The following is a 12,142-nucleotide window of genomic DNA, read 5'->3' on the forward strand; positions in this document are numbered from 1 at the left end:
TATGTTCCTACCAGCTGCCTTAACGGAAATTCCAGCTCAGACCCTGTTGCTGATCTGGCTGCTCCTACTTTCAACAGCTATTTCTACAACAGTGATACTAACAGCGCTACCCTCATGTGGAACGGCGTTTCAGGCGCTGAGGGCTACGAAGCTTCTATCCAGATAGATGGCAAGTGGGTAGCTTACGATGCTAAAACATCTAAGAGCTACAAGTTCACAAACCTTGCTTCCTGCACAGGCTTCAAGACCAGAGTTCGTGCTTACAAGACCGTCAACGGTCAGAAAGCTTACGGCAAATACTCCACATCAGTTACAGTTGTTACCGACGGCTACGTAAAGTGTACCACCGCTACACCGATCTATGCCAGCGCAAGCACCGGCAGCACTAAGGTTGGCAATTTGTCAGTCGGAGATACTATAATGCAGACAGACCTGCCCGCTAATGGCTGGACTAAGGTATTCCTGCCTAACTCTAACGGCACTCAGATAGGCTATGTTCCTACATCCTGCATCAATGGCTCTTCTAACACCGCGAGCTATGTTAACCACGACTTGTCTGTTATAAATCAGGACGGATATCTCGGCGGAAATCCCGCAGTGCTGGGCTGTGAGGAAACCGCTCTTGCATCGGTGCTGAATTATCAGTTTGGTATAAACGTCAGTAAAAACACCCTGATAAACTATTATATGCCCGAACAGGCATTCTCCAACGGTACAATAAACGTTGACCCCAACTACTGCTTCTGGGGCTCTCCTTACCATATGGAGGGCAGTGTGGGCTACGGCTGTTACGCTCCCCTGATTGCACAGTCGGCTAACCAGTATCTAAAAGCTATCGGCGTCCGCGGCAACTACAATATCGCACTGAATACCGATTATTACACAGGAAACAACGTTAACAACCTGAAATTTGACCCCACTAAGCTTGACCTTGGCGATACCAAAGTCAGCGGCGGACTTGACCTCAGCGGTCTGAAAAAGGAGCTGGACAAAGGCAACAACCCCATAATCTGGTACTCCGAAGTTGATCCATATGCTGTATGCACCCAGACCCTTACAGCGGGTCAGCAGTACACCAATCCGGGTTCAGGCACATACAAGTTCACATGGTACGGCAGACAGCATACCGTTGTACTGATGGGCTACGATGATGCCAATAAATGCTTTATCATCGGCAATGTTGAAAACTTCGACAGAACCAGCTACTACGGCTTGACACAGACAATTTCCTATGATAAATTCATGGATTCGTACAACACACTCGGCAGACAGACTGTAATTATTTCAAAAAAATAAGCCATAAAGACAAGGCACTTCCGTCAGCATACTGACAGAAGTGCCTTTTTTCGGTTATTTGGGTACGGACATAAATACCCTGAAGCCTTTTTCGGTGGCTGTATAATTTATGGTGCCGCCGATGCTTGCCGCACGTTCACGCATATTTTCAAGACCTATGCCCGTCTGTGCGATCTCGCCGCATTTTCCGTTGTCCTCGACAGTCAGACGGTAAAACGCAGGGTGTTCCTGAACGGAAACATTTATCCTGTCGCCAGTTGAATGTTTAACCGCATTGGAAAGGCTTTCCTTTACGATGCCCAGTATACACAGCTTGACGTTTCCCGCGGCTTTTTCCGACATATCGTAGTCCAGCTTCACCGTGAATCTGCCGTCTACCGCGGAGATAGCTTCCTCGATGCCACGCCGCAGGTCTATTGAATCATCGTGCAGGTCATGAACGCTCTGCCTAATACTTGTCATAGCGTTATCCAGGGTGGTTTTAAGGCTTTCGAGAGGTTCTTTCAGCTGTTCGTCCTTGTTGATTATCATCAGCGCACCCGCCTGCAAAAGGGATCTCGTCAGCATATGCCCTACGTTATCATGTATCTCGCGGGCGATACGGTTTCTCTCTTTCAGGGTGGCGATATGTATCTCGCTGTCCTGGGCACGGGCTATGGCTTCGTTGGTGCTTTTAAGCTGCATATTCTTCTCAGTGACTTCGTCCCTCAGACTTCTCAGGGTATCCACCGTTTCTTCAAGCTTCGACACCCGCAGATATATCATCACTGTGACTGCACAGCAAGCCGCTGATATCGCCACCTGTGAAGCATCGGGCTCACCCATAAAATAAGTCAGTCCGCAGAGAATCAGCTGCCATTTGCCTTCCCAGAGAGCGTCATAAAGCAGCAGCGGCAGCATACATACCATTGGTGGAAGAATTCCGCAAAGGGCGGCACACAGGGCTAAAAGCACAGCCGTAAGCTTGCGCCCTGGAAGAAGCTGTGCCAGTGCCGAAACACTGAGGGCGGGCAGCATAGCCGCTACTTCCTTTATAGATGAACCTTCGTGTATGAAGCCAGTGAAACATATAAGCACTATCGCAAGCTTTTCATACAGCCTTTTCACCGCACACACCTCCCCTGCCATGCTTAATATGCCGACAACTATAATTTTACACGATTTTGTGGACGATGTCAAGGCAGCAGAAAGCAGCGCAGAGAAGCTCCCGTCGGACTTGCAGCCCTCCCTCGACGCTGCAAGCCCGTGCCTTGTGCGTTTTGGGTCGGGAACTCCTCTGCCCTGCTTTCCTGATATATTATCGGCAGGGCGGCGCGCTATGCGGCGTCGGGGAGCAGTTCTCTGTCCTTGAAGAACAGCGAGATGCACCATATCGCGGATATAGCCACCAGTGTGTAGACTATCCTCGACAAAAATGCAGCCTGTCCGCCGAAGATGAAAGCCACCAGGTCAAATTCAAATATACCCAGCAAACCCCAGTTTATGCCGCCTACTATAAGCAGCGCAAGAGCTATCCTGTCCAGCATTCGTACCATTCCTTTCTTTCGGCTGATGCCGCCCTATTTTGCAGATATTCCTTTTAAAGCGCATTTACGCTGTATCGAAGATATTCCGCAGTTTCAGAGCAGCATACTTGCCGTTGCTGATTTTATTATGAACAGTTTATCAAGAAATATGCACAAATAAAAGAGCAATTTTTGGCAAGCTGTAAAAAGTTTAGACTTTGTTTTGTAACAAAAATATAAGAATATGAAACATGACCATTCTCCCCATTTGTTAATAAAAGTAAAGAATTTAAGGCATTTTTATGGCATACTATAATTCTATGTAGCATATGCATACGCAAAAAAATGAAAATTGTGCAAGTCGCCGAAATTTGCGAATTTCCGAAAAAAACTTTCCATACCCCTTGACTTTTGAGGCAAAAGCGATTATAATATAGATGGTGTTAAGGAAATCGAATAATCAGATTGATTTAACATCCGTTTTGTTGTCTCCTTTCTTTTGTTCTACACATAGTTTTTTTGTTTTATTTTCCGCAGGTCACCGTTGACCTGCTATTTTTTTGCCCTGATTTTTCCGAAGCCTTTTTCGACTTGCATTGACGGGGGTTTTGTGGTATAATATTTCCGGATGTTTTACGGCAGATGTGGCGAAGGGGTAACGCGGTCGCGGGTGCGTGGTCGGTTAAATACGGCGGGGTATCTGCGGCGATCTCGCGGGTTCGATTCCCGTCATCTGCCATATATTTTATGTCGTTAATTAGATAGATCAAAATATATAAAATAGAACGATAATCGATACAGAGGGATAATTTATGACAAATCGAAAGTTACTGGGTCTGTGTTTGATACCTGTTATTCTGTTGGCTTTAGAAATATTTTCGTGGTTTAACGGAATGCAGTACAGTTACGGCAGTTGGGTCATGTCAGGTGAGAACCTTATCGGTCACCTGGCAATTTATGGTATGTATTTTCTGCCATTTATATCTCTGATACCTGAGATCATAGGTTTTAAAGCGGCTGCGAAACAAAGATCTGGTGTGTTTCGTATTATCTACATCATTGAACTGCTGCTGACATCGACCGTTTGTATACTTTCGGTTTTTTTATTCATCCAGTCTCTGCATACCAAGTAATAATTGGTATATAATAATGAACCAAAACAAAGATACAAATACAACTTCTGATCTAGCTTAGAAAAACTACTGTAATTTTTTAGCGAGGTACTTATGAGGATAATAGTCACCGATGACGACAAGCTTGTGGCTTTGTCACTGAAAACCATACTTGAAAGCACGGGGCGCATAACCGTTGAGGCTATGGCTTCGGGGGGCGAAGAAGCCATTCGTCTTTATGACGAGCTTAGTCCCGATGTTATGCTGATGGATATTCGCATGGAGGGCATGACAGGGCTTGAAGCGGGCGAGAATATACTCTCGGCGCACCCCGATGCAAAGCTTCTTTATCTGACTACTTTCAACGATGATGAATACATCGTAAAAGCCCTGTGCATGGGTGCTAAGGGTTATATGCTGAAGCAGGATTTTGAGGGTATCGCCGCCGCTCTTGAAGCTGTGGCAGGGGGTCAGAGCGTTTTCGGTGAGAAGATAGTCAGCCGACTGCCCGAGCTTATGTCCCACAAAGAGGAATTCGACTTTGCGGCTCACGGCATCAGCGACAAGGAGCGGGAGATAATGGAAGCGGTGGCTTCGGGACTAAGCAACAAGGAGATAGCCGCAGAGCTGTTCCTTGGCGAGGGCACTGTCAGGAACTATATCAGCAATCTGCTGGACAAACTACAGCTGCGTGACCGCACACAGCTGGCGGTGTACTATTATACAGAGGTGAAAAAATGAACATTCAGATATTCGGCAAGGCTAAAAGCTTTGATACCAAAAAGGCAGAGCGCTATTTCAAGGAGCGCGGGATAAAATTTCAGTCCATTGACCTTGTAAGCAAGGGCATGAGCAAGGGAGAGTTCGATTCGGTGCTGAAAGCAGTGGGCGATATCGAAAAGCTCATCGACCCGAAAGCAAAGAGCGAAACCGCTGACCTGCTTAAATACCTCGGCAGTATCGAGGAGAAGCGCGAAAAGCTTCTTGAAGAGCCCGCACTGATAGCCGCACCCGTTGTCCGCAACGGCAGACAGGCTACTGTGGGCTATTGTCCCGATGTTTGGAAAAACTGGGAATAAAAATATGCGGAGGTCAGCTGATCTCTGTTTTTTACGTAATTATTAAAATTTGAAAAAACATTTATATCTTAAACGTTATCTTCAAATTTATGCTGTTGATTTTAAATACCAAAAGTGGTATAATAGTCTACACAAACCACCATAAGTCCAAGATCTTCCAAGGAGGGATAATATGGCGACATTCGATTATACACCCCACGGTGTATGTGCCAGAAAAATAACCTTTGATATCGTTGACGGCAAACTGCACGATGTCGGTTTTGTAGGCGGCTGCAACGGCAATCTTAAAGCCATCGGCGTGCTGCTGGAGGGCAAAGACCCGATGGAAGCTGTGCGTTTGCTGAAAGGCAATGATTGCAGCGGAAGAGGCACTTCCTGCGCAGATCAGCTTGCCATAGCAGTGGAAAAGGCTCTGGCAGAAAATCCTTGATTCCCCCTGTGCTTTTCATAGTGCTGTGAGGGAGAGATCCCGTTTTACACAATATCATCGGTAATACGGGAACACATCAAACGCAAAACACCTCCGAACTACTTGGTTCGGAGGTGTTTTTGATGATCGTATATTTTGTCAGCCTCGGAGGGCTGCTCGATTGTTTACTCAGCCAGCAGCTTTTCTGCACTTGCCAGCTTTACACATACTGTAAAGAGCTTTGCAGCGATCTTCAGTTCCTCAACAGGAGGATATGTGGGAGCAACACGGATATTCTTGTCATCGGGATCCTTGCCGTATGGGAAGGTAGCGCCTGCGCCTGTCAGTACAACGCCAGCTTCCTTACAAAGAGTAACTATGCGCTTTGCGGTACCGTTCATAGCGTTAAAGCTTACGAAATAGCCGCCGTTGGGCTTAGTCCACTCAGCAACGCCCAGCTCGCCCAGTTCCTTATCGAGGGTATCAAGAACTACCTCAAAACGGGGAGCAATGAGTGCCTTGTGCTTCTTCATGTGCTCTTTAAGTCCCTCAAAATCGCCGAAGAACTTAACGTGTCTCAGCTGATTGATCTTATCGTGACCAATGGTCTGAACAGTCATCAGTGAGAGGATATACTTGATATTAGCCTCGCTTGCGCCCATAACTGCAACGCCTGCGCCCGCATAGCTGATCTTGGAAGTAGATGCGAACATAACAACTCTGTCGGGGTTGCCAGCAGCCTTACATTCATCAAGGATGTTCAGCAGCTTATCGGGAGTATCAGTAAGGTGGTGTACGCAGTAAGCGTTATCCCAGAAAATGCGGAAGTCAGAAGCCTTTGTCTTCATATTCGCAAATCTCTTGACTACCTCATCGCTGTAAGTAACGCCTGTGGGGTTAGCGTACATAGGCACGCACCAGATACCCTTGATGCTGTCATCCTCAGCGACCAGCTTTTCGATCATATCCATATCGGGACCGTTCTCGTCGGTGGGGATATTTATCATCTCGATACCGAACTTCTGGCAGATAAGGAAATGTCTGTCATAACCGGGAACGGGGCAGAGCCACTTGATCTTGCCCTGATCTCTCCAGGGCTTGGACTGCTCGTCAACACCGAAGAGCAGGTACTTAGCGATAGTATCATACATTATATTAAGGCTGGAGTTACCGAATACGATAAGCTCCTTCTCACTTACGCCCAGCATAGGCGCAAAGAGCTTCTTTGCAGCAGGGATACCGTCAAGACCGCCGTAGTTCCTGCAATCAACGCCCTCATCATCAAAGCAGTCACTGCTCTTTGAAACACAGGTCAGCAGACCTTCTGTCAGGTCCAGCTGTTCAGCTGCGGGCTTACCTCTTGCCATATTCAGTGCAAGACCCTGAGCCTTATAGCCGTCATACTCCTCCTGCACCTTATTTTTGAACTCCAGAAGCTGTTCACGGGACATCTCTGTTAACTTCATATTCTGTACCCTCCGAAATAATAAGCTAAAATACTGTCTTTTTCCGACTATTGTATTGTACTCTATTTTTTACGATTTTGCAAGTGAAAAAGGCTCGTCCTGCAAAAAATCTCCGTTTTATACTAACTAACGCCTACCCTTACCCCGAATATAGGCGAATTAGATAATCTGATTGCAAAAGTTTATGAAATATCTTTTAAGCGTTTGCCCAGAAGCGCGGTAACGCTGACGCTCGATGAATAATGAATAGTGAATAATGAAAAATGGATAATTATGGTATCGCCTAAGGCGATATGTTTATTTTTGCTGAGTGCTTTTTCTCAGCTGATTATTTATGTTTCAGGTCTTGAAAATTCGGGAATTTTGTGATATAATAACCGTGTATAAACAAAACAGATACAGTCCCCTTGTGGACATAACACAAAAGGAAAAGGAGGCAGCAGCATGAGTCTTTTAGTTCCTATGATAACCAGAGGCGCTTTAGGCAGAAACGACCTCTTGAACAACTACGGCACGACAAACTTTGTACAGCCGCCTATAAACGATCTGACAGGTCTGATGAACCGCGGTGCCATGATGGGCGGAATGCCCGGAATGGGTATGGGCGGTATATCGGGCATGGGCGGAGGTATCGTCAATCCAAGTTCTGTAGGCGGATTTGTGACAGGTGCGGCTGTTGGCGCAGTGGCTATGAGTGCCATGCAGAACGGTGGGCTCAACGGTGCGAACAGTATCGACCACCCTAACGGCGGTATGAACCGTAATATGAATCAGCCGCAGAACGGCTATCAGAACAACGGCTATAACAATCAGCCACAGAATGGCTATCAGAACAACGGCTACAACAATCAGCCGCAGAATGGCTACCAGAACAACGGCTACAATAACCAACCGCAGAATGGTTACCAGAATAACGGCTACAACAATCAGCCACAGAATGGTTACCAGAACAACGGCTACAACAATCAGCCACAGAACGGTTACCAGAACAACGGCTACAACAATCAGCCACAGAACGGTTACCAGAACAACGGCTACAACAATCAGCCACAGAACGGTTACCAGAACAACGGCTATAACAACCAGCCTCAGAACGGCTACCAGAACAACGGCTATAACAATCAGCCTTCGGGCGATCCTCTTGATGCGATCTTTGCCCAGCCTCAGCAGCCTGTACGGAATCAGCCACAGCCACCTCAGCAGAATCGGCAGCAGGGCGCATGGGAACCTGTGCGGAATACTCCCAGGGCAGGACAGACCAATTTCGGCGTACAGCAGCCTGTCAACAATGCACCTGCAAGCTACGCTTCAAACCCTGCGAACAGCCGTCCTAACATCAAGCGCAACCGCGCAGAATCCACAGGGGACAGGCTTGCAAAGGGTCAGAAATACTCCATAAAAGACAGGGACGGCAGACCCGCGGAACAGCTTAAGATATGCCTTGGCTGGGACGTTAAGGACGGCAGAGTCGAGCTTGACGCTTCGGCTTTCATGCTTGGCGACAACGGAAAAGTCCCCGGAGACGAGTGGTTCATATTCTACGGTCAGCCCGACAGCCCAGACAACGGTCTGCACTACAAGATATTCAAGGACGACCCCAATTCACCCGATGATGCGGCTATCATCATGGATCTCAGCCGCGTAGACCAGAGGGTGACGAAGATCGCTCTGGCGGTGACTATTTACGAGGCAGGGGCTCATTCGCTGAATTTCGGCATGGTGCAGAACCTCTATGCACGTATACTTGACAGCCGCACAAACCGTGAGATAGCCTGCTTTAAAATGGACGAGTGCTATTCCTCGGTCACGGCGATGGTACTGGGCGAGCTTTACCGCTACAAGGGCGAATGGAAATTCAACGCGGTAGGCTCGGGAGTAAACAAAGATCTGGCGGCGTTCTGCGGAATGTACGGCGTTGCGCTTGAATAGTCGGAAAAGGAGAATACATCATGGTAATGTTTGAAACAGTCAACGAACTTTGTCTGAAAATAACCTGCCGCGGCGGCGGAGATTTTATATACACAAAAGCAGGCGCTTTTATCGGCGGCGAATGTATGGGTCCCAAGAACTACACATTCACAAAAGTTATGCTGGGTCCTCAGGAGGGCTTCGGTCAGGCGCTGCTTGGTCAGCTGACCCGTAGGATAACAGGTGAGAACCTGCCCCTGATGAAAGTTGAATTTCAGGGGGACAGCGTTACATATTATGCTAATGACCAGCAGCACGTAGTGGTTTACAAGCTTGAACCCAACGAGACTATCTCTATCGAGAGCGAGAATATACTTGCGTTCTCACGTGAGTGCAAGTACGGCGTGCGTTTTCTGGGTCAGGGCGTGATCTCCCAGAAAGGTCTTGCGACATCAACACTGACAGGTCAGGGCAACGATTCATATGTTGCTATACTGGTGGACGGCAACCCGCTGGTGCTCAGCAATATACAGTCCGGCGCTACCCTTGAAGCCGACCCCGATGCAACAGTCTGCTGGATAGGCGCAGATCCCACACTGAGGACTGATATCTCATGGAGAAACTTTATCGGTCAGAGTTCAGGTGAATCCTATATGTTTGAATGGCCGCCGCAGGCACCTGCAACGGTAATAATACAGCCCGAGGAACGTACATCGGGCGTAGATGTATCCATGGACGGCAGAGCTTCGGGCTCACGCCCCTCGGCACAGCGCAGACTTTACTGATAAAACATCATATAAAAAACAACGACCGCCGCGGAATCAGCTCCGCAGCGGTCGTTTATTATTTTATATTATCAATAGATACCACAGCAGTTAACAGTGATAAGACCCCAGTCCTCGGATACTTCAAAAACGATAAGTCCGCCGTTTGCCGAATGGTAGTAAAGGTCGTTGAGGACAGTTGTGTACTGCTCAGTCTTGCCTTCCTTTACAGGCTCGCCGTAGGCTGCCTTGATATCGGAAACTGTTGCGCCCCAGGTAAGACCCTTATAAAGCTGAAGGCTCGGGAAAGATGTCTTGCCGTCCTTCTTGGCTCCGCCTATGGTGAAAGCAGCGCCCTTTGAAGGTCCTTCAATTATGGCACAGCCTGTGTACAAAGAGTTGTCATACTGTCTATCGGAAGCGCCCTTTGCCCAGCCAGAAGGTGCTGAAACGCCTGCGCTTGTGAAAGTCTCGTTATCATAGGTCTTGCCGTCAAAAACGAACTGCTGCTCGTTTTTCAGATCGGATACAACAGGTGCATTTGCAGAAGCTGCTGCGGAAGTTGTAGTTGTTGTAGTGTTTCCATCAGAAGGCTTATCCTCTGTAACCGGGTCGGTGCTTCCGCCCATACCCGAATATACTGTGATATCGGGAATTTCAGCTTCAATGCTGGCTATCATAGCATCAAGCTCGGCATCGAAATCATCGGAAAGAGTTGTAACTGCACCCTCGGAAGAAGTCTCCTCCTCTGCGGGCTTGTCCTCAGACTCTGTCTTTTCGTCATCGGTCTTTTCCTCGGCACTTTCCTCAGCCTCGGAAGCTTCGGCAGCAACAGTAGTTGTAGTCTCATCCTTGTCAGAATTTCCGGTTTCGGGATTCTCAGTCAGTCCGCAGCCTGCAGCTGACACAGCAAGCATAAGTACAGTCATGCCAAGTGCGATCTTTTCAATAGTTTTACAGTTGTTCTTCTTCATGTCGATATGTCCTTTCTTTTACGGTAGTGATTTTTTCAACAGTGAAATTATACCACTAAAAAATTATGTTGTCAATATTACCAGAACGTTAAATTAAAATAAAAGCATTTTGACTAATTAACCTTTATCTTAAAAAATACTGTTCGTGCATCACGCAGATTTTCGATGAAAACTTTGTGGAAGAGTCCTCACTATATGAACTCATTTGCACATATACTCAACATCTGAGCAAAAAAGAACCACCCGGGATCGTGGCGCCACTAAATGAATAATTAATAATTAAGGTATCGCCCTCAGCGATGATCTTTGATCTGTCCGCAAAGCGGACACTAAACTATGTAACGAAAAAGCACTTCTGTCATTTTACTGACAGAAGTGCTTTGAAAAATCTTTTTTGCGCCCGCGCTTTCGGGTGGCTCTCTTTTATAATTTCAGAAATTACTGATCGTCGTTATCGTCGTTCTTTCTGCGCTTGATAGCCAGGAAGCACAGAGCAACTGCAGCTGCGAATTCTGCTGTATTTACCAGAACTCTTGCACCTGTGTCGGGGTTACCTGTGTTTGAAGCGGTAGAAGTAGTGGACATAGCTCTGCTGCTGGAATCTGCCGCGCTGCTGCTTGAAGAATCAGCACTGCTTGAAGATTCGCTGCTGTCTTCCTCGGAAGAGTCGCTCTGAGATTCATCTTCGGAGCTGTCCTCGGGACCTTCAAACTCGGGTTTCGAGCTGTCGTCTTCAATGGTCGGCTGAGAGCTGCTGTCGTCAGTCTTCTTAGCATCGCTGACAGTGATGGTGTTTGAACCGCTGTCAACATCAAAGAAGCCTTCGCCACTTTCCTTATCGGTAGAATTCTCTACAACTGTTACTCTGCCGTCTTCTACCTTGAAGGTGAGGCTGCTGTCGATTACTTCATACTCGTTACCATCAGCATCAGTGATATTGTCACCTGTCTCGGTCAGAGTATAAGTGCCGTTTTCAAGCTCGAGTTCAAGGAGCTTTCCGTCAATACCGGAAGTCCAGGGAGTACCTGTTACGGTATTTCCATCGGAATCAACAACTGTCAGAACTGCACCTGTTATCTCAGCTTCGCCTGTGATATCAGTCTTTGTGATAGTTACCTTGGTTGTGGTCATCTTCATAGCATCGCTTACAGTAATAGTATTGTTATCGCTGTTTACCTTGAAGAAGCCGTCTTTGCCGTTATTATCGGTGTCGTTGATAACTTCTGTCACCTTTCCGTTCTCAACCTTAAAGGTGAGTGTGCTATCGATAACTTCATACTCGTTGCCGTTCTCGTCAACTATCTTGTTGTCGCCCTCGGTCTCGGTCAGAGTATAAGTGCCGTTCTCAAGCTCGAGTTCAAGGATCTTTCCGTCAATACCGGAAGTCCAGGGAGTACCTGTTACTGTATTGCCGTTGGAATCAACAACTGTAAGAACTGCACCTGTTATCTCAGCTTCACCTGTGATGTCGGTCTTTGTGATGGTTACCTTAGTGGTATTTACCTTCTTAGCGTCGTTAACAGTGATAGTGTTGGTATCGCTGTCTACATCATAGAAGCCCTCGCCGCTGTCCTTGTTTGTGTCGTTTTCAACAACTGTTACCTTGCCGTTCTCTACCTTGAATGTCAG

Annotated in this window: 12 protein-coding genes and 1 tRNA gene; 8 read left to right on the forward strand and 5 right to left on the reverse strand. The window is 47.2% G+C overall.

Translation table 11 applies throughout. From position 1 onward, the window contains the following. Nucleotides 1-1,296 (forward strand): C39 family peptidase (locus BMY75_RS04150; RefSeq protein ID WP_170844247.1); only part of this gene is annotated, 1,296 nt, incomplete at its 5' end. A gap of 54 nt (nt 1,297-1,350) precedes the next feature. Here the strand turns inward: BMY75_RS04150 and BMY75_RS04155 are convergent. Together BMY75_RS04155 and BMY75_RS04160 are read right to left on the reverse strand one after the other, a co-directional pair. Next, the gene (locus BMY75_RS04155) at nt 1,351-2,403 is read right to left on the reverse strand and encodes a sensor histidine kinase (RefSeq protein ID WP_074830197.1); all 1,053 of its coding nucleotides are present in this window, start codon (nt 2,401-2,403) and stop codon (nt 1,351-1,353) included. A 209-nt stretch (nt 2,404-2,612) separates the two neighbouring features. After that, complete coding sequence (locus BMY75_RS04160; protein WP_074830200.1) at nt 2,613-2,822, reverse strand: DUF378 domain-containing protein; 210 nt, start codon at nt 2,820-2,822, stop codon at nt 2,613-2,615. A 617-nt stretch (nt 2,823-3,439) separates the two neighbouring features. Here BMY75_RS04160 and BMY75_RS17875 point away from each other — a divergent pair. The 5 genes from BMY75_RS17875 (at nt 3,440) to BMY75_RS04180 (ending at nt 5,422) form a co-directional block, all read left to right on the forward strand. Then, nucleotides 3,440-3,539 (forward strand) — tRNA-OTHER (locus tag BMY75_RS17875). Nucleotides 3,540-3,613: 74 nt separating this feature from the next. Further along, nucleotides 3,614-3,934 (forward strand): hypothetical protein, encoded by a 321-nt coding sequence (locus tag BMY75_RS04165; protein WP_074830203.1) that lies wholly within the window; start codon nt 3,614-3,616, stop codon nt 3,932-3,934. 93 nt (nt 3,935-4,027) lie between these two features. Further along, entirely contained in the window at nt 4,028-4,654 is a 627-nt protein-coding gene (locus tag BMY75_RS04170) for a response regulator (protein WP_074830206.1), read from the forward strand. Then, nucleotides 4,651-4,992, forward strand: a complete 342-nt coding sequence (locus BMY75_RS04175) for an arsenate reductase family protein (protein ID WP_074830208.1) — start codon at nt 4,651-4,653, stop codon at nt 4,990-4,992. The genes BMY75_RS04170 and BMY75_RS04175 overlap by 4 nt, the downstream gene beginning before the upstream one ends. A gap of 172 nt (nt 4,993-5,164) precedes the next feature. Further along, nucleotides 5,165-5,422 carry a TIGR03905 family TSCPD domain-containing protein gene (locus BMY75_RS04180; RefSeq protein WP_074830209.1) on the forward strand — a complete coding sequence of 86 codons (258 nt, stop codon included), beginning with the start codon at nt 5,165-5,167 and terminating at the stop codon, nt 5,420-5,422. Nucleotides 5,423-5,586: 164 nt separating this feature from the next. Here BMY75_RS04180 and BMY75_RS04185 read toward each other — a convergent pair whose 3' ends face one another. After that, complete coding sequence (locus BMY75_RS04185; RefSeq protein WP_074830210.1) at nt 5,587-6,867, reverse strand: aspartate aminotransferase type Ic; 1,281 nt, start codon at nt 6,865-6,867, stop codon at nt 5,587-5,589. A 444-nt stretch (nt 6,868-7,311) separates the two neighbouring features. Between BMY75_RS04185 and BMY75_RS04190 the strand changes: the two genes are divergently transcribed. Both BMY75_RS04190 and BMY75_RS04195 read left to right on the forward strand, forming a co-directional pair. Continuing rightward, nucleotides 7,312-8,796, forward strand: coding sequence for a TerD family protein (locus BMY75_RS04190; protein ID WP_074830211.1), 1,485 nt, complete (start codon nt 7,312-7,314; stop codon nt 8,794-8,796). 20 nt (nt 8,797-8,816) lie between these two features. Continuing rightward, nucleotides 8,817-9,560, forward strand: a complete 744-nt coding sequence (locus BMY75_RS04195; RefSeq protein ID WP_074830215.1) for an AIM24 family protein — start codon at nt 8,817-8,819, stop codon at nt 9,558-9,560. Nucleotides 9,561-9,631: 71 nt separating this feature from the next. Here BMY75_RS04195 and BMY75_RS04200 read toward each other — a convergent pair whose 3' ends face one another. Together BMY75_RS04200 and BMY75_RS04205 are read right to left on the reverse strand one after the other, a co-directional pair. After that, a complete protein-coding gene (locus tag BMY75_RS04200) occupies nt 9,632-10,513 on the reverse strand; it encodes a hypothetical protein (RefSeq protein ID WP_074830218.1) in 882 nt (293 codons plus the stop codon). A 438-nt stretch (nt 10,514-10,951) separates the two neighbouring features. Continuing rightward, the coding region (locus BMY75_RS04205; protein ID WP_431602514.1) for a SpaA isopeptide-forming pilin-related protein at nt 10,952-12,142 on the reverse strand (1,191 nt) is incomplete at its 5' end.

This window comes from Hominimerdicola alba, from assembly GCF_900109655.1.
GTDB classification, from domain to species: domain Bacteria; phylum Bacillota; class Clostridia; order Oscillospirales; family Ruminococcaceae; genus Hominimerdicola; species Hominimerdicola alba_B.

Bases quoted from the DNA above. Each gene is read 5' to 3' on its own strand.
- BMY75_RS04160 (WP_074830200.1), bottom strand. From the start codon at position 2,822: ATGCTGGACAGGATAGCTCTTGCGCTGCTTATAGTAGGCGGCATAAAC.
- BMY75_RS04165 (WP_074830203.1), top strand. From the start codon at position 3,614: ATGACAAATCGAAAGTTACTGGGTCTGTGTTTGATACCTGTTATTCTG.
- BMY75_RS04170 (WP_074830206.1), top strand. From the start codon at position 4,028: ATGAGGATAATAGTCACCGATGACGACAAGCTTGTGGCTTTGTCACTG.
- BMY75_RS04175 (WP_074830208.1), top strand. From the start codon at position 4,651: ATGAACATTCAGATATTCGGCAAGGCTAAAAGCTTTGATACCAAAAAG.
- BMY75_RS04180 (WP_074830209.1), top strand. From the start codon at position 5,165: ATGGCGACATTCGATTATACACCCCACGGTGTATGTGCCAGAAAAATA.
- BMY75_RS04185 (WP_074830210.1), bottom strand. From the start codon at position 6,867: ATGAAGTTAACAGAGATGTCCCGTGAACAGCTTCTGGAGTTCAAAAAT.
- BMY75_RS04190 (WP_074830211.1), top strand. From the start codon at position 7,312: ATGAGTCTTTTAGTTCCTATGATAACCAGAGGCGCTTTAGGCAGAAAC.
- BMY75_RS04195 (WP_074830215.1), top strand. From the start codon at position 8,817: ATGGTAATGTTTGAAACAGTCAACGAACTTTGTCTGAAAATAACCTGC.
- BMY75_RS04200 (WP_074830218.1), bottom strand. From the start codon at position 10,513: ATGAAGAAGAACAACTGTAAAACTATTGAAAAGATCGCACTTGGCATG.